Annotated in this window: 26 protein-coding genes; 8 read left to right on the top strand and 18 right to left on the bottom strand. The window is 66.3% G+C overall.

Translation table 11 applies throughout. The features are described from left to right. Positions 1–18: 18 nt before the first annotated feature. Positions 19–381, bottom strand: a complete 363-nt coding sequence (gene flgB / locus BMX85_RS01870; protein ID WP_090313989.1) for a flagellar basal body rod protein FlgB — start codon at positions 379–381, stop codon at positions 19–21. 302 nt (positions 382–683) lie between these two features. Between flgB and flgA the strand changes: the two genes are divergently transcribed. After that, on the top strand, positions 684–1,268 hold the full coding sequence (flgA, locus tag BMX85_RS01865; RefSeq protein WP_229210240.1) for a flagellar basal body P-ring formation chaperone FlgA: 585 nt from the start codon (positions 684–686) through the stop codon (positions 1,266–1,268). Between the two features lie 92 nt (positions 1,269–1,360). Here flgA and BMX85_RS01860 read toward each other — a convergent pair whose 3' ends face one another. From BMX85_RS01860 to BMX85_RS01780, 17 genes are all read right to left on the bottom strand, one after another. Further along, the gene (locus BMX85_RS01860) at positions 1,361–2,176 is read right to left on the bottom strand and encodes a glycoside hydrolase family 73 protein (protein WP_090313987.1); all 816 of its coding nucleotides are present in this window, start codon (positions 2,174–2,176) and stop codon (positions 1,361–1,363) included. Continuing rightward, a complete protein-coding gene (gene flgN / locus BMX85_RS01855) occupies positions 2,163–2,636 on the bottom strand; it encodes a flagellar export chaperone FlgN (protein WP_229210239.1) in 474 nt (157 codons plus the stop codon). Before flgN ends, BMX85_RS01860 begins: the two co-directional genes overlap by 14 nt. Then, complete coding sequence (locus BMX85_RS01850; protein ID WP_090313986.1) at positions 2,633–2,908, bottom strand: flagellar biosynthesis anti-sigma factor FlgM; 276 nt, start codon at positions 2,906–2,908, stop codon at positions 2,633–2,635. The genes flgN and BMX85_RS01850 overlap by 4 nt, the downstream gene beginning before the upstream one ends. A gap of 52 nt (positions 2,909–2,960) precedes the next feature. Further along, positions 2,961–4,010, bottom strand: coding sequence for a flagellar motor protein MotB (locus BMX85_RS01845; protein WP_090315137.1), 1,050 nt, complete (start codon positions 4,008–4,010; stop codon positions 2,961–2,963). Then, complete coding sequence (gene motA / locus BMX85_RS01840) at positions 3,994–4,908, bottom strand: flagellar motor stator protein MotA (protein WP_090315135.1); 915 nt, start codon at positions 4,906–4,908, stop codon at positions 3,994–3,996. The genes BMX85_RS01845 and motA overlap by 17 nt, the downstream gene beginning before the upstream one ends. 53 nt (positions 4,909–4,961) lie before the next feature. After that, a complete protein-coding gene (locus BMX85_RS01835; RefSeq protein ID WP_090313985.1) occupies positions 4,962–5,696 on the bottom strand; it encodes a FliA/WhiG family RNA polymerase sigma factor in 735 nt (244 codons plus the stop codon). 31 nt (positions 5,697–5,727) lie between these two features. Next, entirely contained in the window at positions 5,728–6,237 is a 510-nt protein-coding gene (locus BMX85_RS01830) for a flagellar basal body-associated FliL family protein (protein ID WP_090313984.1), read from the bottom strand. 7 nt (positions 6,238–6,244) lie between these two features. After that, positions 6,245–7,702: a flagellar hook-length control protein FliK gene (locus tag BMX85_RS01825; RefSeq protein ID WP_090313983.1), complete on the bottom strand. Its 1,458-nt coding sequence runs from the start codon at positions 7,700–7,702 to the stop codon at positions 6,245–6,247. Continuing rightward, the gene (locus BMX85_RS01820) at positions 7,699–8,016 is read right to left on the bottom strand and encodes a hypothetical protein (RefSeq protein WP_090313982.1); all 318 of its coding nucleotides are present in this window, start codon (positions 8,014–8,016) and stop codon (positions 7,699–7,701) included. The genes BMX85_RS01825 and BMX85_RS01820 overlap by 4 nt, the downstream gene beginning before the upstream one ends. Then, entirely contained in the window at positions 8,009–8,398 is a 390-nt protein-coding gene (gene fliS, locus BMX85_RS01815; RefSeq protein ID WP_090313981.1) for a flagellar export chaperone FliS, read from the bottom strand. The genes BMX85_RS01820 and fliS overlap by 8 nt, the downstream gene beginning before the upstream one ends. Positions 8,399–8,453: 55 nt before the next feature. Further along, on the bottom strand, positions 8,454–9,839 hold the full coding sequence (gene fliD, locus BMX85_RS01810) for a flagellar filament capping protein FliD (protein ID WP_090313980.1): 1,386 nt from the start codon (positions 9,837–9,839) through the stop codon (positions 8,454–8,456). 179 nt (positions 9,840–10,018) lie between these two features. After that, positions 10,019–10,459 (bottom strand): flagellar export protein FliJ, encoded by a 441-nt coding sequence (gene fliJ, locus BMX85_RS01805; protein ID WP_090313979.1) that lies wholly within the window; start codon positions 10,457–10,459, stop codon positions 10,019–10,021. Beyond that, a complete protein-coding gene (gene fliI, locus BMX85_RS01800; RefSeq protein ID WP_090313978.1) occupies positions 10,456–11,766 on the bottom strand; it encodes a flagellar protein export ATPase FliI in 1,311 nt (436 codons plus the stop codon). The genes fliJ and fliI overlap by 4 nt, the downstream gene beginning before the upstream one ends. Next, positions 11,763–12,473, bottom strand: a complete 711-nt coding sequence (gene fliH / locus BMX85_RS01795) for a flagellar assembly protein FliH (RefSeq protein WP_090313977.1) — start codon at positions 12,471–12,473, stop codon at positions 11,763–11,765. Before fliH ends, fliI begins: the two co-directional genes overlap by 4 nt. Continuing rightward, positions 12,470–13,516 (bottom strand): flagellar motor switch protein FliG, encoded by a 1,047-nt coding sequence (locus BMX85_RS01790; protein WP_090313976.1) that lies wholly within the window; start codon positions 13,514–13,516, stop codon positions 12,470–12,472. Before BMX85_RS01790 ends, fliH begins: the two co-directional genes overlap by 4 nt. Further along, complete coding sequence (gene fliF, locus BMX85_RS01785; RefSeq protein WP_177196626.1) at positions 13,500–15,251, bottom strand: flagellar basal-body MS-ring/collar protein FliF; 1,752 nt, start codon at positions 15,249–15,251, stop codon at positions 13,500–13,502. The genes BMX85_RS01790 and fliF overlap by 17 nt, the downstream gene beginning before the upstream one ends. Positions 15,252–15,314: 63 nt before the next feature. Continuing rightward, positions 15,315–15,680: a flagellar hook-basal body complex protein FliE gene (locus BMX85_RS01780; protein WP_090313975.1), complete on the bottom strand. Its 366-nt coding sequence runs from the start codon at positions 15,678–15,680 to the stop codon at positions 15,315–15,317. A 662-nt stretch (positions 15,681–16,342) separates the two neighbouring features. Between BMX85_RS01780 and BMX85_RS01775 the strand changes: the two genes are divergently transcribed. From BMX85_RS01775 to BMX85_RS01745, 7 genes are read left to right on the top strand one after another with little or no spacing between them, the layout of a single operon-like run. Then, positions 16,343–17,227, top strand: a complete 885-nt coding sequence (locus tag BMX85_RS01775; RefSeq protein ID WP_090313974.1) for a FliM/FliN family flagellar motor switch protein — start codon at positions 16,343–16,345, stop codon at positions 17,225–17,227. 5 nt (positions 17,228–17,232) lie between these two features. Continuing rightward, positions 17,233–17,604, top strand: a complete 372-nt coding sequence (locus tag BMX85_RS01770) for a FliM/FliN family flagellar motor switch protein (RefSeq protein ID WP_177196625.1) — start codon at positions 17,233–17,235, stop codon at positions 17,602–17,604. After that, on the top strand, positions 17,601–18,377 hold the full coding sequence (gene fliP / locus BMX85_RS01765; protein ID WP_090313972.1) for a flagellar type III secretion system pore protein FliP: 777 nt from the start codon (positions 17,601–17,603) through the stop codon (positions 18,375–18,377). The genes BMX85_RS01770 and fliP overlap by 4 nt, the downstream gene beginning before the upstream one ends. 24 nt (positions 18,378–18,401) lie before the next feature. Continuing rightward, a complete protein-coding gene (locus BMX85_RS01760; protein ID WP_090313971.1) occupies positions 18,402–18,674 on the top strand; it encodes a flagellar biosynthetic protein FliQ in 273 nt (90 codons plus the stop codon). A gap of 20 nt (positions 18,675–18,694) precedes the next feature. Then, positions 18,695–19,492: a flagellar biosynthetic protein FliR gene (locus BMX85_RS01755; protein WP_090313970.1), complete on the top strand. Its 798-nt coding sequence runs from the start codon at positions 18,695–18,697 to the stop codon at positions 19,490–19,492. Then, positions 19,485–20,624, top strand: coding sequence for an EscU/YscU/HrcU family type III secretion system export apparatus switch protein (locus BMX85_RS01750; protein ID WP_090313969.1), 1,140 nt, complete (start codon positions 19,485–19,487; stop codon positions 20,622–20,624). Before BMX85_RS01755 ends, BMX85_RS01750 begins: the two co-directional genes overlap by 8 nt. After that, positions 20,621–22,708, top strand: a complete 2,088-nt coding sequence (locus BMX85_RS01745) for a flagellar biosynthesis protein FlhA (RefSeq protein WP_090313968.1) — start codon at positions 20,621–20,623, stop codon at positions 22,706–22,708. The genes BMX85_RS01750 and BMX85_RS01745 overlap by 4 nt, the downstream gene beginning before the upstream one ends. Positions 22,709–22,715 lie beyond the last annotated feature (7 nt).

Raw genomic sequence — 22,715 nt, 5'->3', positions numbered from 1 at the left:
GGGTGGACGGCGGCGCGCTCACTGGCCACTGATGGCCTTGGCGAGACCGCGCAGACGCATCGTCACGAACGTCAGGCTGGTCTGGAAGTCGGAGGCGTTCTGCGAGAACGCGGCCTGCTCGACGCCGACCTCGACGGTGTTGCCGTCGCGGGTCGGGTGGTAGGGCACGCGGTACATCGACGCGGCGCCGTCGTCGCCGCCGATGTCGCCGGCCGCCTCGGCCTGGGTGTTGGCCAAGGTGGCGGCGAAATCCATGTCGCGCGCCTGGAAGCCCGGCGTGTTTTCGTTGGCCAGGTTGGTGGCCAGGATGCGGGTGCGTTCGGCGCGCAGCTGCAGCGCGTCGGCGTGGACCCCTGCCGCTTCTTTGAAGTTGATGCCCATAGTCTTCCCCTGTCCCAATTCAAGCTGCGTTGCTAAAAAACGGTGTTGCATGAGTGCAAAACGTTACCGCCAATGTAAAATGACGGCACTGCGGTTTAACTACCATCGCTCTCCGCATCATAGTAGAGGTATTGCCCATGTTCAACAAAAGTATTGTAACTGGTTTAGGTGGAATGTTGCTGCTTAGCACAACAATTTTTAACACTTGGGCCGCCTCCAGCCCCACAAACGCCGAACAGGTACCCGTTTTGGTCGAGGCCGCGGCCCGCCAATATGTGTTGCGCTGGGCAGACAGTAGCGGTTTGATAGAGCCCAAATTCGAGTTGAATGTGTTGCGCGGCAGCCGTCCGCTGGCCGCTTGCGGGCAGGGTGTCACGGTCGAGGCGGTCGATACGCGCGCGCCGGGACGCATGAAGTTCGCGGCGACCTGCAGCGCCGGGCCGGGGGCGCCGGGCTGGCGCTACGAGTTCGTGGTGCGGGCGCAGATCTCGGCGCGGATCGCCGTCGCGGCCAATGACGTGCCGGCGGGCAAAGTTATTGCAGATGAAGATGTGTTGCTTGAGCGCCACGACATTTCGAATATCACCGACCCGGTCTCCGATCCGCAGGACGTGGTCGGCATGAGCGGCAAGCGGGCCCTGCGCGGCGGCGAAGTGCTGCGCATGGCGCTGCTGGCCTCGCCGACCCTGGTCAAGCGCGGGGAGGCGGTGCGCATCGTCGCGCGCAACGAACAGGTCGAGGTCAGCATGGCCGGCGAGGCGCTCGACGCCGGCGCGCGCGGCTCGCTGGTGCGCGTGCGCAACGCCAGCGGCACCATCATCCGCGCCAAGGTGACCGGCGCCGGCACCGTGCAACCGGCCGACATGCCGGTGTCGATCAAGCCGTAGCGCGTTGCCCGCCCGGGGCGCCGCGCGGCGCCCGCAAAGCGAACAAGCCAACCCGAGGGGTTGGCTTGTCGTGATCCGGATCCGCATGCGACTTAAGGCTTGGAATCGATCGTCGCGCCGGCGCCGCGCTGGACTTGCGCCGCCAGCTTGCTGAGCTTGTCGGCGTAGGCGGGGTCGGTGGCGTAGCCGCCGCGCGCCAGGCCGGTGGCGAAGGCGCGCGCGTCGTTGCCGGTGTTGAGCGCGGCCTGGTAGCGCGGATTGCTCGACAGCATATCGGCGTAATCGCGGAAGGCGCTGGCCGCGTCCGGATAGCTGCGGAAGCGCTCGGTCTTTTTCAACATCGCGCCTTGCTCGTATTCGGTGGTGGTGGCGGCCGCCACCGCGCCTTTCCAGTTGCCGCCCGCCTTGATGCCGAACAGGTTGTTGGTGTCGGCGCCGCCCTTGCGCAGCGGTTGCAGGCCCCAGCCCGATTCGAGCGCGGCGTGGGCGGCCACCACGTCCGGCGAGACGCCCAGCCTGTTGCCGGTCTCTTCGGCCCACGGTTTGATAGAGGCCAGAAATTGTTTCTGGAGATCGCTGTCGATGCCGCCCGCGCCGGTCCCGGCGTTGACTCCCGTATATTCGCCGTCGATGGCGCCGCTCGAGCGCTGCAACGCCATCGCCTGCAGGCTCAGCGCCTGGGACGCGGACGGCGAGGGCGCCGGATCGCCGAAGCCGCCACCGCCGTGGCTGATGAAGGTGGCGACATCCTGCTGCACCTGGCGGAAGGTCGAGGCGAAGTTGCCGGACGACGAGGAAGAGGAGGACGACGAGAAGGCGCCAACGGCCGCGACGGGGCGGCTGGCGGTCATGTTCGATACGGTGGCGGCGGTCGGCGCCGTCGCGGGCATAAAGTTAAGCTGGCGCATAGAGTTGGTCCTCGCCATGCAGCACGCGCTGCATGATGGTGTGCTGTTCTAACAGCAAGTCGCTATTGCGCTTGCCGAGACGCTTGCATTCAACCACCATGGTTTCCAGCGTCTTCCAGTCGGACTCTATTTTCTCCCGTGCAGCATTTTTCAGCAAGGCAAATGCCTGGGCCATGTTGGCAGTTGGACCAAGTAAACGTTGCGCGAGCGCAACGCGCTGCGCGCGGCGCGCCTGCAAGGTGTCGACCAGGGCCGCGATGGCCTCGGCCGCCTGGCCCAGCGGCGCGGCCTGGTGGCGCACCGCGGCCTGGAATTGCTGCTCCAGCAGCTCCTGCAGCGCCGGGTAGGCGCGCAAATCGTCGGCGATGCCGGCCAGCAGCACGCGCATGGCGTCCTGACGCGTCATGGCCGCGATCTGGCGGGCGCCGTCGTCCGGCGCGCCGTTGACCGCATGGTTCACTTCTCGCTCCCGTGGAAGCGCTGGATCAGGCCGGCGAGCTTGGCGGGATCGAACGGCAGTTCGCCCTTGGCCAGCGCGTCGCGCAGCATGTCGACCTTTTCCTGGTCGATGTCGGGCATCTCGCGCATCGCCCGCAGCGCCGGCTGCATGACGGCCGACTGCAGCGGCGCGGCGGCCGGGGCGGGCGCGGCGGCCTCGCCGGCGTCGACCGGCGCGGCGTCGGCCACGCGTTGGACGGTCATGCCGTCGGGGGTGGAGGTCGTGATTCTCATACGTGTGCCTCTGCTTGGCTTGGTTTCCATACGATATCTTAAAGGTTGCCGCTTAATTGTTGCCGCTGTTGTTGCCGCTGTTGTTGCCGCCGCGGCGCGGCTCGGGCGCGGGCTGGCGCTGGGCGCCACCGCCGCCGAGCGAGTCGCGCAGCTTTTCCAGCAGGCCGCGGTCGGGCAGGGCGGTGTGGATCTCGTCGGTCAGCGGCACCGAGTTGTCCGGCATGCCGAACATGGCGGCGATGATCTTCGCTTGCGTCGTGGTCAGGATCAGCAGCTCGATGCGGCGGTTGACGCCGGCGTCGACGCGCTTCGTGTCGAGCGGCGCGCGGTCGGCCATGCCGACCACCTGCAGCACCGATTCCGGATTCATGGTGCCGGCCAGCAGCTGGGCGCGGGCCGACATGGCGCGGTTCGACGACAGCGTCCAGTTCGAGAAGGCGGCGTAGCTGGTGTCGGCGTACTGCAGCGAATCGGTGTGGCCGACGATCAGCATCTGGTTTTCCATCTTCTTGAACAGCGGGCCCATCTTGCGTAGCAGCGCGCTGAACTTGTCGGTCGGCACGGCGCTGCCGCGCACGAACATGCCCTGGCGGTCGGTGTCGTGCAGCATCACGCGCAGGCCGTACGGCGTGATGATGGCTTCCAGGTTCGACGTCAGGCCGAACTCGGCGCTCATTTTGGTCAGCGCCTTCGACAGCGCGGCCAGGTCGGCTTGCGACTCGTACTTGACCTTGTCCTGCTTGAGCGGCGGCACCGGGTCGGGCTCGCCCTGGGCGTTGGTCTTCTCGCCGGGCGCGTCGCTGGTGCCGAAGTGCGGCATCGGGTAGCGGTCGATCAGGCTGCCGCGCGGGCCGCCGACCTGCTGCGGCATGACACCCTTGCCCTGGTCGGTCTTGGCGCCGTTGGCCTCGGTGAGGATTTGTTCCAGCGATTCGGTGTTGCGCGCGGCCATCAGCCACAGCACCAGGAACAGACACATCAGCGCCAGGCAGAAGTCGGCGAACGCCACCTTCCAGGCGCCGCCGTGGTCGTCGTGCTTGTGCTTGCCGCCACCGCGCTTGACGATGGTCTGGTCATGCCCCTTGTCATGCGGCTTTAGCACCACGACCTCCCCTGGCGTTGTCGGCTGGCTCGCTGTCGCGGCCCTCGAGGTCGTTGATCCAGCGTTCCAGCTGGGCGAAGCTCGGTTTGATGTTCAGCGCCACCAGGCGGCGCCCGGCGTCGATCGCCAGCAGCGGCGGCTTGCCGGCCACGTGCGTGACCAGCACCACCTTGACGGTTTCCTTGTTCGAGCCTTCCGAATTGACCAGCTGCTTCATCATGTTGCACAGCGGGTCGATCAAGCCGTAGCAGAGGAAAATACCGATGAAGGTACCGACCATGGCCGCGCCGACGTGCTCGGCGATCTCGCCCGACGTCGCGCCTTCGCTCACGGTGCTCATGGTGATCACGATGCCCAGCACGGCCGCCAGAATGCCGAAGCCCGGCATCGCCTCGCCGATCTTGCCGAGCGACTTGGCCGGCTGCTCGAGCTCGGTGTGGATCGCTTCCAGTTCCTGTTCCAGCACGCCTTCCAGTTCGTGCGCGTTGATCTTGCCCATGGCCATCAGGCGGAAGTTGTCGACGATGAAGGCCAGCAGCTTGGGCTCTTCCAGCACGCGCGGATAGCGCTGGAACAGCGGGCTGTCCTTGGGCGCCTCGACGTGGGCGTCGAGCGCCTTGAGGCCGCCGGCGGCCAGTTGCAGCAGCTCGTACATCAGCAGCAGCAGCTGGCGTTGGAATTCGGAGTCGTACTTTTTCTTGGTGACGATCTTTTTGATCTGGGTCATCATTTCCTTGAGCACGTGGGTCGGGTTGCCGATGACCAGCGCGCCCAGGCCCGAGCCGGCGATGACGATCAATTCGATCGGCTGCCAGATTTGATGGAACGAGCCGCCCATCATGAAGAAGCCGCCGAAGACGCTGCCTAAAACGATGAGGATGCCGACTATTTGCTGCATGATGATTCGCCTTTCCGCGTCATTTACTAATTCCTGGTGCAGTCCCGAACGATTCAGGCCTGCAGCACGGCTTTCATTTTGCCCAGCGCCGCCTTGTTGAGCTGACAGACGCGGGCGTCGGTCAGGTCCAGCACGGCGGCGATTTCCTTGTAGCTGAGCTCAAATTCGTAATACATTTGCACCACCCGCTGCTCGCGCTCGTCGAGCCCGCGCAGCGCCTGTTCCAGGCTGCGGCGCACCATCAGCTGGTCCTCCGGGCTGGGCGCGCTCTCGTTGCTGACGCTGTCCTGCAGGATCTCGTCGAAACTGGCGATCAGCTCGGCGTTCTCGTCGAGCTGGTAGGCCTGGTAGGCCTCGGCCGTCAAGCCCAGGCCGGTGGTGATCTCTTGCTCGCTGGGCTCGCGGCCGAGCTTGCGGGTCAGCGCGCGCACCGCGTCGCGCAGCTTGTGGCTTTGCTGGCGCACCGCGCGCGGGCGCCAGTCCTGGCGCCGTAGTTCGTCGAGGATGGCGCCGCGGATGCGCAGGCTGGCGTAGCTGCCGAACCCGCCGTCGGGCTCGCCATAACGGCGCAGCGCCTCCAGCAAGCCCATCAGGCCGATCTGCTCCATGTCGTCGCGGTCGATGGCGCCGGCGACCTGCGAATTGAGCTGGCGCACGATGCGCTTGACCAACGGCGCATAGGCGAGCAGATACTTTTGCTCGTCGGCCGCACTGTGCATGACCGGCGCCTTGCCGTCTTCACTGTAGCCCTCGGCGTAAGTTTCCGCATACTGCTCTGTGTAGGCCATGCCCGCTCCACTCGTGTTCATGCCGCTGCGGCTACTCGATGATGAGTTTGCCGATCATGACCTCGGAAAATGGTTTTTCCCGGCCTTCCTGCTCGTACGTCTCGTCGAAGGCCTTGTTCAATTCATTGGCGAACTGGTCGATCGTCATCACCTGCGCGGTGGCCATCGGCAGGTTCGACAGGGTGCGCACGGCAACGCTGCGCAGCATCGGCAAGTGCTCCTTGGCTTCCTTCTCCAGCTTGGCGTTGGTGGTGATCACCAGGTCGGCCGACATGTAGTGGGCCGAGGTGTCGGTGGGCACCCGCTTGAGCATGATGATGACCTTGTCGACGGTCAGGTATTTCGGCGGCGTTTCATCCTTTTTCTCTTCCTTCTTGGCCTTCTTGGCCTTCGCTTCCTTGCCGTCCTTGCCACCCTTGGCGTCGTGTTCCTCGGCCGCGGCCTCGTCGCCCTTGGACATGTACCACACCGCGCCGCCGGCGACGGCGGCGCCGACCACCGCCACCAGGGCGAACGCGACAATCATTTTCATGTTCTTCATCTACTGATTACTCCTGCTCGGACGTCATGGCAAAGAGGGAGGCGGCGCCATCCTCGGACAGCGCGCGGCCCGGCGTGCGGGCGTCGTCCTGCCCGCGCTGCTGGCCGTTGCGTCCGCCGCCGTCGCCCTGGGCCTGCGCTTGCGCGCGGCTCGACGACACGGTCACGGCGACGTCGCCGAACTGGCGCGTCGACAAGTCCTGGCGCACGCTGTCGCCGATGCTGTTGAGCTGGCGCAGCACTTCGCTGTTGTTGGCCGACAGGTTCACCTGCAGCGACCCGGCGCTGTGGCGGATCGAGATCTCGATGCTGCCCATGTTGGGCGGTTCCAGGCGGATCACCGCGTGGTCGTTGTTGCGCTGCAGGTTCATTTGCAGGCGGTCGCCCAGCGCCTGGCGCAGCGGCTGTTGCCACTGCTCCGGCGTGCCGGCCAGCTTGACGGTGGCGCCCGGCGCGGCCGGCGCGGCCGGCGCGCCCGCGGTCAAGCCGGCGCTGGCGCTGGTGGCGGCCGGCGCGGCGGCGGTGGCGCGGTTCTCGTCCTTGGCCACGCTGGCGCCGGCCAATGGGGCGGCGTCGGCGCGCTGGCCGGCGGCCGCCTCGGCGGGCGCGCGTGGCGCCGGGCCGGCGTTGGCCGCGGTCGGGGCGGCGGCGTCGAGCGCGGGCGCGGCGGCGTTGGCGCCGGCGGCGTCGCCGCCGGTTGGCCGGGCGGGGGCGCCCTGGGCGGCGCCGTTGGGCAGGCCCTGGGCGCCGGCGCCGGTGCCGGCTTGCTGCTGTGCGGCGGCGAGCGCGGCGGCATCGGCGGCTCGCTGCGGCGCGACCACATTGACGGCGATGCTGGCGGCGGCCAGGTTCAGGCGCGTGGCCGAGTTGCTCAGCGTCGAGACGGCGCTGACGGTCTCGCCACGGGCATCGGCGGCCAGCGCCTGCGTGCCGCCGGGGGCGGCGCCGGCGCTGAGCATGGAGGTGATCATTGCCGGCAGGGTGTCGGCGGCGGTGGTGGCGGCGGCGCCGCTGTCGGCGCCGGCGGTGGCGTCGGCGGCATCGGCGGCCGGCGCGGCGGCGCCGTCGTCCTGGACGGCGGCCGACAGGTCCGCCAGATTGAGCATCTGGGCGAACGGCGCGGCCAGCGGCGCATCGGCAACCGGCTCGTCGGCCAGGTCGGCCGCTTCGGCGCTCTTGCCGGACGACGTGGTCCTGGCCGCTTGTGCGGCGGTGCCGGACTGGGCGGTTCTGGCCGGGGCCGGGCTGGCCGGCGACCTGGCCGGGGCGGCCTGGCCGGCGCCCGGGCGCGGGTTCGCGGCCGCCGCGTTGCGCTGGGCCGGCTCCCTGGCCGGCGCGGCGGCATTGCCGGCGCGCGCGGCTTGGCCGCGATTGGCGGCGACCGGCGCGGTGAAGTCCGCCTTGGCGGCCTGGGCCGCCTTGTCGGCGGCGCTGGCGTAATGGACGCTGTTCATTGTGATGCTCATGCTTGAATTCCGTTGTCTGCTTGTTCGCTGTCGAGGGCGTAGGCCAGCCACCCCTCCTTGTTTGCCTGCATTTCGTTCAGACGCCGCCCCAGGTCTTCGGTGGCGAGGTCGCAACGGCGTACCGCTTGCCGGTGCATGTCATGCAGGGCCGCCAGCGCGGCCCGTTCGGCGCCGCTCCATTGGCCCTGCGCCGCCATTTGCGGCAAGGTCGCCGCCACCAGCGTGTTCAGCGCCGCCAGCAGCTTCCAATCCTCGGCGGCGATGGCGGCGTTCATCTTCTTGGCCATCTGCAGCAATGTCGCTTGCCTATCCATTTTTGGCCTGTACGCCCAGCCAGCCTTTTTTGATGGTCGTCAGCAAGGTCGTGACCTCGTCGATGATGCCCGGGTCCAGGCTCACGCCGGCCGTGTAGAGGCGCCCGGCGCAGTAGTCGTACAGGCGGCTGAGGTTTTCGACGACGTCGCCGCCGTTGTCGAAGTCCAGCGAGCTCGACAAGCCGTTGATGATGTCGGTGCACTTGTTCAGGCTGTTCGCCTTGAGCTCGTAGCGCTTGCCGACGATGTGGCCGCGCGCGCGCGCCAGTTCCTCGAGCAAGCCGTCGGTCAGCACCAGCACCAGTTCGATCGGCGACGCCCTTGCCACCTGGGCGTCCAGATTGGTGGAGTGGTAACTGCTATAAGCTTCGTGGTTCAACATGGGTTCACCGTACGGGTAAGAATCCGCGGCACGATTGCCGCGGCGGGACTGCGGGTTAGCTATCGCTGTCGGAGGAGAACAGCGACGTGAACAGGTTGGAGGTGCCGGTCATCGACGACTGCAGCTGCTGCAGCGCGGTAAATTGCGCCAGATAACGCTTGTAGGCGTTGTTGAACTGGTTTTCCAGCGTCGCCAGGCGGTCGGTGACGTCGCTTTGCTGCTTGGTCGCGACGTCCTTGCGGGCGCTGATATAACCGGTGGTGAGGTTGGTCCAGCCGGACGCCAGCTTGTTCATCGCGCCCAGCACGCCGGTGCCGGGGTCGGTGCCGACGCCGGCCTTGCCGAACAGCGTGTCGAGCGCGGCGGGATTGGCGCCGACGGTCTTGTTCAGGCGCGCCGTGTCGAGCGTGAGCATGCCGTCGCGCCCGGCGGAGATGCCGAAGTTGATCAGCGACTGGCCGCCGGTGGCCGCGCGCAGCGCCGTGCCCAGGCGGTCGCGCAGCGAGGCGATGCCGGCGTCGCCGTACAGCGCGGTGGCGGCGCCTTCGGCCCCCGAACCGCTGACCGTGTTCATCGCGCCCAGCAGCGTGTTATAGGCGGTCACGAACGCCTGGACGTTGGCGGCCGTGCCGCTTTTGTCGGCGGCCACGGTCAGCGTCACCGGCGTGGCGTTGGCGGCCTGGGCCTGGGTGACGGTGAAGCTGATGTCGTCGATGGCGGTGATGGTGTTGGAGGCTTGCTCGATCTTGGTGCCGTTCTGGCCGCCGATCCAGACGATGGCGTTGCTCGCCGCGCTCAGCACGGTTTTGGCCGACAGGTCCGCCTGCAGCGCCGGGTCGCCCAGGCCGCTGACGTCGATCGAGGCGACCGCGTTGTCGGCGCCGGTCTGGGTCGACGTCAGCACCAGCTTGGAGGTGCCGTTGATGGTCATCGTCGACGCCGACACGCGCGAATTGTTGGTGGCGGCGACGTTGACGGCGGCGGCGATTTCCTTCGCGCTCAGCTTGCCGTCGAGGTCGCTGTCGGCGTTGGTCAGCGCGACCTGGAAGGTCGAGCCGTCGGCCAGCGCGATGTTGAGCGAGCCGGCGTTGGTGGCGGTGCTGTCGGCGACGTTGTACGAGACCTGGCCGGCGGTGGCGAGTTGCTCGACATAGAACGAATAGGTGCCGGCCACGGCGCGCGAGTTGGCGCTGGCGGTGGCGACCGAGGGGTTGCTGATCGTGGCCGCGTTGGCGGTGACGGTCTTGCTGCCGGTGGTCAGGCCGGCCAGCGCGCCCTGGAACGCGCTCAGCGCCGAACCGAGCTGCGTCAGCGCGGCCGTGGTGGCCTTGGCCTGCGCGCCCTGCGCGTCGAGGATCGCCTTGGTCGGGGCGACGTAGTTGTTGGCCAGATTGGTGGCGGTGGTTTTCGGGTCGTAGACCGGACTGCTGATGACTGCCATGATCGTGCTCCTGGAAAGGATGAATGAAGTGTACCTTGATACAAGGCGACCCTAATCGTTTCCGTATGAAAATATTTCTAACTTTTTTTTGGGTGTTGCAAATGTGTCGCGCCGGGCCGGGACTGTGTCGTTTACCGCATCAGTGACGCCGCGACAACAGATTTGGCAAGGCGCTAACGTTACACCGGCGATTTCTGTCCGCGCAGCCAGGCCTGGGTCGCCAGGTCGTCATGCTGCTTGCGCTCCTTGGCGTCCTGTTGCTTGAGCACCACCTTCTGCTGCGTCACCAGCACCTTGCCCAGCACCTCGCGCTTGGCCCAGGCGGCGTTGAGCGCCTGTTGCGACACCGCCATGTCGGCCTCGTGCATGTGCAGGTCGAGCCGGTGGCTGTCGGCCATCTGCATCACGGCCTGCTTGTAGTTGCCGCAGTTGCCGGCCAGCGCCGGGTGCAGGTTGCCGCTGGCGCCGCTGTTGGTGTACAGGCCGGTAAGGCGGTCGAGGTTTTTCTGGTAGCGTTCGCGCAAGTTTTGCTTTTCCGCCATCTCGGTCTGCAGGCGCTCGACCTCGGTATTGCGCAGGGCGACCAGGGTGGTCAGGTTGCGGATATTCTGGTGGCTCATGTCATCAGCCTTTCAAGTTCACTTACGCACGGCGCGAACGGCGCTTCTTCCTTGGTGCCCTGGCACAGAAAATCTTCGACCTTCGGGTGCAGCATGACGGCCTTGTCGGTGACCGGATCGGCGCCCGGCACATAGGCGCCCAGCGGGATCAGGTCGCGCACGCGGTTGTGGCGGGCCATGCTCGACTTGAGCGCGCGCGCGGCCAGCATGTGTTCCTGCGTGATGACCTGGCTCATGCAGCGGCTGATCGAGGCGCCGATGTCGATCGCCGGATAGTGGCCGCGCTCGGCCAGTTCGCGGGTCAGCACGATGTGGCCGTCGAGCACGGCGCGGGCGGTGTCGACCACCGGGTCCTGCTGGTCGTCGCCCTCGGCCAGCACGGTGTAGATCGCGCTCATCGAGCCGGTCTGGTTCTCGCCGTTGCCGGCCGATTCGACCAGCTGCGGCAGCGCCGAGAACACCGACGGCGGATAGCCCTTGGTGGCCGGCGGCTCGCCCAGCGCCAGCGCCACCTCGCGCATCGCCATCGCGTAGCGCGTCAGCGAGTCGACCAGCAGCAGCACGTTCTTGCCCTGGTCGCGGTAGTGGGCGGCGATCGAATGGCACAATTCGGTGGCCATGATGCGCATCAGCGGGCTCTCGTCGGCCGGCGCGATCACCAGCACCGCCTTGGCCAGGCCGTCCTTGCCGAGCGACATGTCGACAAATTCGCGCACCTCGCGCGAACGCTCGCCGATCAGGCCGACGACGACGACGTCGGCCACGGTCTGCCGCGTCATCAGGCCCAGCAGCACGGACTTGCCGACGCCGGAACCGGCCATCAGGCCGACCCGCTGGCCCTTGCCCAGGGTGAGCATGGAATTGATGGCGCGCACGCCGACGTCGAGCGGCTCGGTGACCGGCTTTTTCTTCAGCGGATGGACCCGCGGCGGCTGCGACTCGAGCGGAAAGTCGCCGCTGAGCTTGCCCAGGCCGTCGATCGGTTCGCCCAGCCCGTTGACCATGCGCCCGAGCCAGCTCGAGCCGATCTGCAGGCTCACTTTTTCGGGGGAGGGCAGCACGCGCGCGCCGGTGGTCAGGCCGACCGCTTTTTTGAACGGCATCAAAAACGATAGCTTGTCGCGGAAGCCGACCACTTGCGCGTCGAGCCATTCGCCGCCGACTGTCTCGATTTGGCAACGCTGGCCGGTGTGCATCGGGCAACCGACGGCCTCGAGCAGCAAGCCGGACGCGCCGACCAGGCGGCCCGTCGGGGTCGCCATGGGCACGGAGCCCAGCTCGAGGTTGCGTAACGCGTCAGCGATCACTCTTCCGTCTCCGTTTCGTCGCCGCCGTCGGCCGCCTGCAATTGATTATCGACCTGTTCCATGACAGCGGCAAGACGTTGATGACATCCGGCATCGACTTCATTGTCGCCAGCCTTGATGCGGCATTCGCCCACTTCCAGCCGGGCGTCGGGAATCAGGTTCCAGCGCTTGGAACGTTTTGGATCGAGCTCGGCGATGCGCTTCAATTCCTCCGGGTTGAGGAAGACGTCGATCTCCTCGCGCGTCGGTGGCATCGATGCCAACGTTTCCTCGACCAGCGCCATCAGCTGCACCGGTTGCAACGCCAGCTCGGCGCGGATCACCTGGCGCGCCACCTTGGCCACCAGGTCGACCACTTCCTTGCGCTGGGCGGCGCGGTAGTCCGAGCGCAGTTTTTTCAGGCTCTTGAGCATGGCGTCGACCGGGCGCGCCATCTGGTCGTAGGCGACCAAGGTTTCGTGGCGGCCTTCCTCGCGGCCCTGTTCCTGGCCGGCGGCGCGGCCGGCCTCGAAGCCGTCCTCCTGGCCGCGCGCCAGGCCGATCTCGTAACCGTCGCGCTGGCCCTGTTCGAAGCCCTCGCTGACCGACGCCGCCCACTGGGCGCCGCCGTCGCCGCCCTGGCCGTGGCTCTGCGCCACCGCGCGCTGGTGCGCGAGGTTGGTGAACTGGGCCAGCGGCGGAAAGCGGTAGGCGCGGAATTGCTTCATTCGACCACCTGTTCGGCGAACAATTGGATTTCGATCTCGCCGCCGTCGGCCAAGGCCTTGACGGTGGCCATGATTTCCTGGCGGGTTTGTTCGATGCGCGACATCGGCATCGGGCCGGCGCGGCGCATCATGTCCTCGAACGCCTGGGCCTGGCGCTTCGGCATGGTCTTGAGCACGGCGTCGCGGATCGACACTTCGGCGCCCTTGAGCGCGATCGCCCATTGTTCCAGCGGCACTTCCTCGATGATGCGGGTGATGGCCACCTCGGACTGGTTGCCGAGGATGAAGAAGTCGTACATCGACAGCTCGATCTGGGCCACGACCTCGGGATCGTGGGCGCGCAGCAACTCGACCATCTGCGCGCGGTTGCCCGGCAGGCGGTTGAGGATCTCGGCGGCCTGGCGGATGCCCTCGACGCTGGTGCTTTGCGAGTCGAACGAGCTCAGGCAGCGCACCACCAGGTCGTCGAGCTCCTGCAGCAGGTCGCGGTCGATCTCGTCGAGGCGCGCCAGGTTCAGCAGCACCAGGTCGCGGCCCTCCTGCGGCAGCGCGTCGATGATCTGGCCGGCCAGGGCCGGCGGCAGGAAGGCCAGGAACACCGACTGCATCTGCACGTGTTCGTTGGAGATGTATTCGGCCAGCCACTTCGGCGAGGCCCACTGCAGGCGCGCCATTTTCGGGCGCAGCTCGTCGCCGTAGATGTTGTTGAGCACCGTGTTGGCGAGGTCGCCGCCGAGCGCCAGGTCCAGCGAGCGCTTCAGGTAGCTGCGCGAGGCGCCGTGCACGCCGGACTGCTCGCGGTAGTCGTCGAAGAAGGTTTGCATCGCCGCCTTGACGGATTCGACCTTGATGCCGCTCATGCGCGACATCACCTGCGTCACCTCCAGCAATTCCTCGCGGCTCAGGCAGCGCAGCACGGCGGCGGCCGGCTCCTCGCCGATGCTCAGCAAGACGATCGCGGCCTGCTCGACCGGCGACAGCTTGGGCGCGGCGTGCGCGTAGTCGGAATCGTCCGGGTCCTGCGGTTTATTGAGTTCGGCCATTTTTCTGCATCCATTGTTTAACGACTTCGGCTACGCGTTCCGGTTCCTTGGCGGCCAGCACCTTGAGGTGGTCGACCATGACGTCGACCGCCGAGCCCGGTGGCGGCAGATCGTAGTTCTCCAGCAGCGGCACCACCGGCATGCCGGCTTGTTCCGTTCCCGGCAGGGCGGGAGCGCCGGCCGCGCCGGCCGCGCCCGGCAGCGCCGGCAGCACGCCGTCCTTGGCGTCCTTGGCTTCCTTGGCGGCCGCCACGGCGGCGGCCTCGGCGGCGCGGCGTTCGGCGGCCACGCGCTGCAATTCCTTCGGATCGGGCGTGAAGCGCACCGTCACCAGGCGCAGCAGCGGACGCAGGATCAACAGGTAGCCCAGCAGCAGGCCGACGCCGTAGATCACGTAGGAGCTGATGTCGACGATGTTGTCGCGCTCTTCCCACCATGGCGTCACGGCCGCCTTCGGCGGGAAGTTCATGGCCGACACCACCAGCTGGTCGCCGCGCTCGGCGTTGATGCCCAGGCCGTTGCGCAGGATTTTGTCGATGTTGGCGATCTCGGCGGCGCTCCAGCCGGTCTTCGGCGTCGGCGCGGCGGCCTGCGCCAGCACCACGGCCACGCTGAGTTTTTGCAGGCGGCCCCGGCTGCGCTTGGTCTGGGTGATGCTGCGGTCGTAGGCGTACTGGCGGGTGGTGGCGTTCTTGCGCGCGGTGCCGTCGCCGGCGCTGGCCGGGTCGGTGGCCGGCTTGGCGGCGTCGGCCGGATTCGGGTTGGCCGGCGGCGGCCGGTTCGACAGCGTGCCCGGCACGCCCATGGCCATGCGGTTGCGGTCCTGCTCCTCGCGCATCGCCTCGCTCGTCACTTTCGGGTCGGCGCCGAATTTCTCCACCGTCTCCTCGATCTTGTCGTTGTCGACGGCGGCCATCACGCTCAGGCGGAAATTGTCGTCGCCGATCACCGGACCGAGCAGGTTCTTGACGTTGGCCTTGACCTCGTCCTGGATGCGCTTGCCGTTTTCGTTGCCGGCGCTGCCGGCGTCGAAGCCCTCGGTCAGGTCGATGTGCGACGACAGCAGGTTGCCGGTCTGGTCGACCAGGCTGACCCGCTGCGGGCTGAGGCTGGCGACGCTGCCGGCCACCATGTTGACGACGGCGGCGATGGCCTCCGGCTGCAGGGTGCGGCCCGGCTTGAGCGCCACCACCACCGAGGCCGACGACTTGTCGCCGTCGGACGACACGAACGAGGTCGACTTGGCGATCGACAGGTGCACGCGGGCGTGCGCGATGGCGTCCATGGTCATGATCGACTGCGCCAGCTCGCCTTCGAGGCCGCGGCGGAAGCGCACGTCCTGGACGAACTGCGACACGCCCAGCGGGTCGTTCTTGTCCATCAATTCGAGGCCGGCCGGCAGCTGGGCGGTGACGCCCTTGGCCGCCAGCAGCATGCGCACCTTGCCCAGCATCGACGCCGGCACCAGCACCTGGCCGCTCTCCGGATGCAGGCGGTAGGGGATGTGGTCGGTGTCGAGCACGGTCATCATGTCGGACGCCGAGACTTTCTCGCGCGCGCCGAACACCGGCTTGTAGCCGGACTGGTCGTTCCAGAGGTACATCAGCACCAGCGCCGTCACGCCGATCGCCAGCAGCAGCAGCGGATACAGGTTCTTGAGCAGGTTGGGGGGCAGCGACATGGCGGCCGGGCTGGTGCGCCAGCGACCGAAGGCGGTCTTGATGGTGTTGATCACGTTGATTGCTTTCGCGTTGTGGGTGCGCGGTGGTGTCGGCAGGTAGGTGGCTGGGGCGCGCGCTTACAGCGGCAACTTGATGAGCTCGTCGACGGCGCCCATCACTTTGTTGCGCACCTGCATCAGCATCGAGAACGACAGGCTGGCCTCCTGGCTGGCCAGCATGGCGCCGACCAGGTCGTCGCTCTTGCCGGCGTCGACGTCGGCCATCTTCTGGCCGGCGGCGGCGTCGCCGTCGTTGACCTTGCCGATCGCGTCCTTCATCGACTGGGCGAACGAAAAGCCGGCGTTGGCGTCGGCGGCGCCGAACTGGCCGGCCTGGCCGCCGAACTGGGCGGCCGGCGCGATGGCGCTGTTGCCCAGCGTTTGCGCGGCGTTGGTCAATGACGCCAGGTCGGCCTGAATCAGGCTGGAGAATCCGTTACTCATGCTTGTTACCTCCTGTTGCGTGCAACGCGCGCCGCTTGCGCGCCGCGTCGTCCCACGTGTCTACCATATCCAGATTGCCGGTGAGCGGCAAGCCCGGCGTCGCGTCCGCGTCCAATGCCGGGCTGAACCGCACTATGTCTATCTCATTCGTGCTACACATCCATCTTGCATGTCACAGTCTTGTAGGAAAGATCGTGGCGGCGCTGTCGGACTAACCCTGGTGCATTGCATTTTTGCAATTGTGTCGGGCGGTATTGTGCGGCGGGAAAATGTCACGTTTTGAGCGTACCCTGATTAAATGTTTTCGATGCCAATTCCGGCGCTCTTGGAAAGTGTTTTCCTGGAGTAAATACCGTTATAAATCATTCACTAAGGGTCGTTTATTAATGTTTGTTGCGTTGCAGCGATTCCTCTATGAGGCTGCGTTTAGCTTACCGGCTAGCAATATTCTTGTAAAGGTTTATTTGCCCTACGTAAACATCCTGCGACAAAACTTGTTCCATAGCAATAATGTGAATTTTCCTGTAGACTGTTCCTAGCGATCCCGACCTACTTGCCTTATGCTGTTGCACGGAGCCAAATTTTGCGCTGGAAGTAACCAGTTTTTAGCTGGATAGTGCGATGATGGAGGAGTATGAAGAATTATCCGACCTGGCCATAACATGACAACCACAAAACCGACCGCGCCCCATCAGGTTCTGGACCCTTGCTTGCTGGGGCGTCCGGTGCACCTGCTGCATATCTTTGCGGCCCAGTTGCGCGACGACCTGACGCAGGCCATGCGTTTGAACATGAACCGCCGCTACTGGGGCGCGTTCCGGGTAGACGACGTGCAGTTCACGCGGTTCGACGGCGAACAGCGCGGGCGCTGGTTGAGTTTTGCCGCGCCGGCCGGCCATATCGCCTTTTCGCTCGAGCGCAAGGTGTTGCTCAGCGTGCTCAACTTCCGTTACGGCAGCAGTGGCAAGTCCGACAATAGCGCCGCCACGGTCGACGAAAACACGGTGCGCGTGACCGCCACCGAGGAGCGGCTCGCTGTGGTTTTGGGGCAACAGCTGGCCGGCACGCTGGCCGGCCGCATCGAGCTCAACTTGCCGGTGATCGACAAGGCGCCGTCCGCCGAAGGCGCCGAGGAGGGCGTCGACACCGAATTCAAGCCGGCGCCCGGCGCGCCGCCGCCCAAGGGCAACTGGACCATCACCGTGACCCTGGCCGACAACGCCAGCGGCGCCACCGGCCAGTTCTGGTTCGCGCTGGACAAGGCGCTGATGGCCAGCGTGCTGCGCGGCCTGTTGCGCGACCGCGACGGCGCCAAGAAACCGCAGGCCGCCAGTCCGCTGGCGCAGCGCCTGCAGGTGGGCCTGACGGGCCGCCTGGCGAGCAAGGAAGTGATGCTGGGAGCCTTGTACGATTTGCAGGTGGGCGATGTCATCCCCATCAGCCTGAGCAGAGCCGACGTCCTGCTCGAGGATTCCCGGCTGTTCACCGCGGCCGTGACCGAGCACAAGGGCAAACTCTGTCTAACCTCCTTTGAAGATGTTGAATAAACATGATGAACATGAACGTAGCCAATCCCACCGACGCCCTGCTGGAAGACCTGTCCGAGGAAATGATCATCGACCAGGTCGGCACCGAACTGGCCGACGTGCCGGCCGTCGCGCCGCGCCGCGACCTGCCGGCGATGATGCGCAAGATCCCGGTGACGTTGACCCTGGAGGTCGGCTCGGCGCGCATCTCGCTGCAGGAGTTGATGGCGATCGGCCCCGATAGCGTCGTCGAGCTCGACGTGCTGGCCGGCGAGCCGCTGGTCATCAAGGTCAACGGCACGGCCATCGGCCGCGCCGAGGTGGTGGTGGCCGGCGAAAACTACGGCCTCAAAGTCATCGACCTGGACGGCCTCAATCTCGACATGATGACTTCATGACCCGGAGTGTGACGACGCGGTGGCGCCGGCCCGGCCTGGCCGCCGCCGGCGTGGCGGCGTTCGCGGCCGGCCTGGCGCTGGCGCCGGGCGCGGCCCAGGCGGTCGACCTGCTGGCCAACGTGGTGCCGGGCGCCAAGACCGAGCTGACGGTCAAGATGCAAATCCTGATCATCATGACCTTGCTGGGCTTGCTCCCGGTGATGGTCATGATGATGACCAGCTTTACCCGTTTCGTCATCGTGCTGTCGTTGCTGCGCCAGGCGCTGGGCCTGCAGCAGGGCCTGCCCAACAGGGTGATCACCGGCGTCGCGCTGATCCTGACGCTGCTGGTGATGCGCCCGATCGGCGACCAGATCTGGACCGACGCCTTCGTGCCGTACGACCAGGACAAGATCAGCCTGGAGACGGCGCTGCAGATCGCCGAAAAACCCGTTTCCCGCTTCATGCTGGCGCAAACCAGCAAGGCCGCGCTGCAGCAGATCGCCCACCTGGCCGGCGAGGATAAAATCACCGTGCCGGCCGAGCACGCGTTCACCGTCAAGCTGGCCGCGTTCGTGCTGTCGGAGCTGAAGACCGCGTTCCAGATCGGCTGCATGCTGTTCATCCCGTTCCTGGTGATCGACCTGGTGGTGTCGTCGGTGCTGATGGCGATGGGCATGATGATGCTGTCGCCGCTGGTGATCTCGCTGCCGTTCAAGCTGCTGCTGTTCGTGCTGGTCGACGGCTGGACCCTGACCGTCAACACGCTCGTCACCAGCGTGCAGGCGTATTAGATAGTAGATTGAGATAGGCTAGCCATGCTCACTCCCGAAGTTGCCGTCGACCTGGTGGTCGAATCGCTGCACATCGTCATGCTGCTGGTGATCCTGCTGGTGGTGCCCGGCCTGATCATGGGCCTGCTGGTGGCGCTGGTGCAGGCGGCCACGCAGATCAACGAACAGACGCTCAGTTTCCTGCCCAGGTTGCTGGTCACCCTGCTGGCCATCATTTTGATGGGCCGCTGGATGGCCGGCTACCTGATGGACTTTTGCGTCTCCATTTTCACCCGCGCCGCCACCCTGGTCGGCTAGCGGCGCCCCCGAACCCCCACATGGAACCGGTCCTGGCCCAGCTGCTGCCGATGCTCACCGCCATCTGGTGGCCGTTCTGCCGCATCCTGGCGATGTTCATCGGCGCCCCGGTGCTGGGCGAGGCCGTCACGCCGGTGACGGTGCGCATCCTGATCGCGCTGGTGCTGGCGGTGCTGATGCTGCCGGCCACCGGTGCGGTCGGCGGCGTGGGCAACTACGGCATCGATCCGTTCTCGATGCACGGCGTGGTCGCCACCATCGAGCAGGCGCTGATCGGCTTCGTGCTGGGGCTGGCGTTCCACTTCGCCATGTCGGTCGTCGGCGTGCTCGGCTTCATGGTGTCGTCGCAGATGGGCTTTTCGATGGCGGTGATGAACGACCCGATGAACGGCCAGTCGTCGGACGTGGTCTCGGCCTTGCTGTCGGTGCTGTCGATCATCGTGTTCTTCGCCATCGACGGCCACCTGGTGATCGCCAACATCATCGGCCAGAGCTTCCGCGCCTGGCCGCTCGGGCACGGCTATGCGCCGATACTGCTCAACGCGGTGGCCTACAACGTCGCCTGGATCTTCTCGGCGGCGATGCTGCTGGCGATCCCGATCGTGTTCTCGACCCTCGTGGTGCAGCTCGGCTTCGGCTTCCTGAACCGGGTCGCGCCCAGCCTGAATCTGTTCGCGCTGGGCTTTTCGGTGATCACCATCTTCGGCCTGGTGATGCTGGCCGAGGTGGTGCGCTTCATCCCCGACCACTACGTGCGCATGACCAACCAGGTGCTGGAGCTGATCCGCCAGCAGATGCAGGTGGCCGCCAATGGCTGAGGGCAGCACCGGCGACAAGACAGAAAAGGCTTCACAACAGAAGCTCAAGAAGTCGCGCGACGAAGGCCAGGTGGTGCGCTCGCGCGACCTGTCGACGGCGATCGGCATCCTGGTGAGCCTGAAGCTGTTTGTCTACCTGCTGCCCAACTACATGGCCGACTTCCACGAGATCTTCCACCAGAGCTTCGCGCCGTTCGACAGCGTCGGCTCGATCGACAACGCCATGTCGACCGTGTTCGGCAGCGCCATGCTGCTGTTCATCAAGATGGTGCTGCCGCTGTTCGTGGTGCCGCTGTTCATCGTGCTGGGGGCGATGGTGCCGGGCGGCTGGGTGATGACCACCAAGCACTGGGCGCCCAAGCTCAGCCGCATGAGCCCGGCCGCCAACCTGGGCCGGCTGTTCGGCGCCAAGCACGGCTTCGAGCTGCTGGTGTCGATCGCCAAGGCCGGCGTGCTGATCTCGGTGCTGATCCACGTGGCGCGCTCGACGGTGAAGGATTACACGCAGCTGCAGCACATGCCGATGGGGCAGGCGATGATGAACGGCTCGAACCTGATGCTCGACGGCCTGATGGCGCTGATCGCCGTGTTCGTCATCTTCGCGCTGATCGACGTGCCGGCGCAGGCCTTCTTCTTCGCCAAACAGCAGCGCATGAGCAAGCAGGACATGAAGGAGGAGCACAAGTCGACCGAGGGCCGGCCCGAGGTCAAAGGGCGGATCCGCCAGCTGCAGCGCGCGCTGGCGCGCAACAGCGCCCGCAAGACCGTGCCCAGCGCCGACGTCGTCATCGTCAACCCGGAGCACTACGCGGTCGCCCTCAAGTACGACCACGACCGCGCCGAGGCGCCGTACGTGGTGGCCAAGGGCGTCGACGAGATGGCGCTCTACATCCGCCAGATCGCCAGCGAACACAAGATCGAGGTGATGGAGCTGGCGCCGCTGGCGCGCGCCATCTACAACACCAGCCAGGTCAACCAGCAGATCCCGGTGCAGCTGTACCAGGCGGTCTCGCAGGTGCTGAACTACGTGCTGCAGCTGAAAGCATTCCGTACCGGACGGCGCGCCGCCGAGCCGGCGTATCCAAACGAAGTCGTCGTCCCCACATCCATGAGCGAGGTTAAGCAGTCATGAATTTATTCCAGCGGTTGATCGCCGAAGCGCGTCGCCACAAGTTCGCCACACCGATATTCCTGTTGGTGATCCTGGCGATGATCATCCTGCCGTTGCCGCCTATCCTGCTGGACGTGATGTTCACGTTCAACATCGTGCTGGCGCTGATCGTCATCATGGTGGCCGTCTCGGCCAAGCGGCCGCTGGACTTCTCGGTGTTCCCGACGGTGATCCTGGCCACCACCATGCTCAGGCTGACGTTGAACGTGGCCTCGACCCGGGTGGTGCTGCTGCACGGCCACCAGGGCACGGCCGCCGCCGGCGAGGTGATCGAAGCCTTCGGCGAGGTCGTCATCGGCGGCAACTACGTGGTCGGTATCGTCGTCTTCGTCATTTTGATGATCATCAACTTCATGGTCGTGACCAAGGGCGCCGAGCGCATTTCGGAAGTGTCGGCGCGGTTCACGCTGGACGCCTTGCCGGGCAAGCAGATGGCGATCGACGCCGACCTTAACGCCGGCCTGATCAACCAGGAGAAGGCGCAGGCGCGGCGCAAGGACGTCGCCGCCGAGGCCGACTTCTACGGCGCCATGGACGGCGCCTCCAAGTTCGTGCGCGGCGACGCCGTCGCCAGTATCCTGATTCTGATCATCAACATGGTCGGCGGCGTGGCGATCGGCTCGATCATGCAGGACATGTCGTTCGGCGACGCCTTCAAGCAGTACGCGCTGCTGACCATCGGTGACGGCTTGGTGGCGCAGATCCCGGCGCTGCTGCTGTCGGCCGCCTCGGCCATCCTGGTGACCCGCATCTCGGACTCGGGCGACTTCGAGAAGCAGGTCGGCGACCAGGTGCTGACGTCGCCGCAGGTGATGTTCAGCGCCGCCGGCATGATGCTGATCCTGGCCGTGGTGCCGGGCATGCCATGGCAGATGTTCACCCCGTTCGCCATCGTGCTGGCCTATGTCGGCTGGAAGCTGGGGCAGGTGGTCAAGGCGCCCGACACCTCCGGCATCGACGCCATCGAGGCGGCGCTGCGCGACGACCGCGCGCCCGAGCTCGACTGGCACAGCCTGCCGGCGGTGCAGCAGTTGCAGCTGGCGCTGGGCTATAAACTGGTCGGCCTGATCGACAAGACCCACGGCGAGCCGCTGACCAAGCGGGTGCGCGGCGTGCGCCAGAGCCTGTCCGAATCGATGGGCCTGCTGTTGCCGCCGATCGTCGTGCGCGACGACCTCGGCCTCAAACCGTCGCAGTACACGGTGATGCTCTCGGGCAGCGTGGTGGCCCAGGCCGAGGTGTTCGCCGACCGCCTGATGGCGATCCCGTCGCCCAACATCTACGGCCAGATCGACGGCATTCCCGGCATCGAGCCGGCCTACGGCATGCCGGTGACGTGGATCGAAACGAGCGAGAAGGCCAACGCGCTGGGGCTCGGTTACCAGGTGGTCGAGGCGCCGAGCGCGATCGCCACCCATTTGTCCAAGCTGATCCGCGAATACCTGCCCGAGCTGTTCCGCCACGAGGACGTGCCGGCGCTGATGGACCGGCTGACGGCGCTGTCGCCCAAGCTGGCCGCCTCGCTCGACAAGGCGCTGACGCACACGCAGATGCTGCGGGTGTTCCGCGTGCTGCTGGCCGAGAACGTCTCGCTGAAGGATATCGTGCCGATCGCCACCACGCTGGTCGACAGCTCGGAGACCACCAAGGACCCGATCCTGCTGGCGGCCGAGGTGCGCTGCGCGCTGCGGCGCCAGATCGTCACCGGGCTGTTCGGGCAAAAGACCGAGATGCTGGCCTTCAACCTCGGCGGCGACCTCGAGAACATGTTGCTCGGTTCGTTGAACCAAGCGCGCCAGAGCGGCAAGGTGGTGCTGGACAACTACCCGATCGACCCGCACCTGCTGGCGCAGCTGCAGGTGAACATGCCGGTGGCGCGCGAGCAGATGAAGCAGCAGGCGACGCCGCCGCTGTTGCTGGTGTTGCCGCAGATCCGCCCGTTGCTGGCGCGTTACGCGCGCCTGTTCGCGCCCGGCCTGCACGTGCTGTCGTACAACGAGATTCCCGAGAACCGCGAAGTGAGCATCATCGGCACCGTCGGTTGATCCGGGA

Source organism: Duganella sp. CF517, from assembly GCF_900110275.1.
GTDB lineage: Bacteria > Pseudomonadota > Gammaproteobacteria > Burkholderiales > Burkholderiaceae_D > Rugamonas.
Note: the sequence above shows the minus strand (reverse complement) of the source record. Positions and strands in the feature narration are given on the sequence as shown.

Bases quoted from the DNA above. Each gene is read 5' to 3' on its own strand.
- flgB (WP_090313989.1), bottom strand. From the start codon at position 381: ATGGGCATCAACTTCAAAGAAGCGGCAGGGGTCCACGCCGACGCGCTG.
- BMX85_RS01860 (WP_090313987.1), bottom strand. From the start codon at position 2,176: ATGCGCCAGCTTAACTTTATGCCCGCGACGGCGCCGACCGCCGCCACC.
- BMX85_RS01850 (WP_090313986.1), bottom strand. From the start codon at position 2,908: ATGAGAATCACGACCTCCACCCCCGACGGCATGACCGTCCAACGCGTG.
- motA (WP_090315135.1), bottom strand. From the start codon at position 4,908: ATGCAGCAAATAGTCGGCATCCTCATCGTTTTAGGCAGCGTCTTCGGC.
- BMX85_RS01835 (WP_090313985.1), bottom strand. From the start codon at position 5,696: ATGGCCTACACAGAGCAGTATGCGGAAACTTACGCCGAGGGCTACAGT.
- BMX85_RS01830 (WP_090313984.1), bottom strand. From the start codon at position 6,237: ATGAAGAACATGAAAATGATTGTCGCGTTCGCCCTGGTGGCGGTGGTC.
- BMX85_RS01825 (WP_090313983.1), bottom strand. From the start codon at position 7,702: ATGAGCATCACAATGAACAGCGTCCATTACGCCAGCGCCGCCGACAAG.
- BMX85_RS01820 (WP_090313982.1), bottom strand. From the start codon at position 8,016: ATGGATAGGCAAGCGACATTGCTGCAGATGGCCAAGAAGATGAACGCC.
- fliS (WP_090313981.1), bottom strand. From the start codon at position 8,398: ATGTTGAACCACGAAGCTTATAGCAGTTACCACTCCACCAATCTGGAC.
- fliD (WP_090313980.1), bottom strand. From the start codon at position 9,839: ATGGCAGTCATCAGCAGTCCGGTCTACGACCCGAAAACCACCGCCACC.
- fliJ (WP_090313979.1), bottom strand. From the start codon at position 10,459: ATGAGCCACCAGAATATCCGCAACCTGACCACCCTGGTCGCCCTGCGC.
- fliH (WP_090313977.1), bottom strand. From the start codon at position 12,473: ATGAAGCAATTCCGCGCCTACCGCTTTCCGCCGCTGGCCCAGTTCACC.
- BMX85_RS01790 (WP_090313976.1), bottom strand. From the start codon at position 13,516: ATGGCCGAACTCAATAAACCGCAGGACCCGGACGATTCCGACTACGCG.
- BMX85_RS01780 (WP_090313975.1), bottom strand. From the start codon at position 15,680: ATGAGTAACGGATTCTCCAGCCTGATTCAGGCCGACCTGGCGTCATTG.
- BMX85_RS01775 (WP_090313974.1), top strand. From the start codon at position 16,343: ATGACAACCACAAAACCGACCGCGCCCCATCAGGTTCTGGACCCTTGC.
- BMX85_RS01770 (WP_177196625.1), top strand. From the start codon at position 17,233: ATGAACATGAACGTAGCCAATCCCACCGACGCCCTGCTGGAAGACCTG.
- fliP (WP_090313972.1), top strand. From the start codon at position 17,601: ATGACCCGGAGTGTGACGACGCGGTGGCGCCGGCCCGGCCTGGCCGCC.
- BMX85_RS01760 (WP_090313971.1), top strand. From the start codon at position 18,402: ATGCTCACTCCCGAAGTTGCCGTCGACCTGGTGGTCGAATCGCTGCAC.
- BMX85_RS01755 (WP_090313970.1), top strand. From the start codon at position 18,695: ATGGAACCGGTCCTGGCCCAGCTGCTGCCGATGCTCACCGCCATCTGG.
- BMX85_RS01750 (WP_090313969.1), top strand. From the start codon at position 19,485: ATGGCTGAGGGCAGCACCGGCGACAAGACAGAAAAGGCTTCACAACAG.
- BMX85_RS01745 (WP_090313968.1), top strand. From the start codon at position 20,621: ATGAATTTATTCCAGCGGTTGATCGCCGAAGCGCGTCGCCACAAGTTC.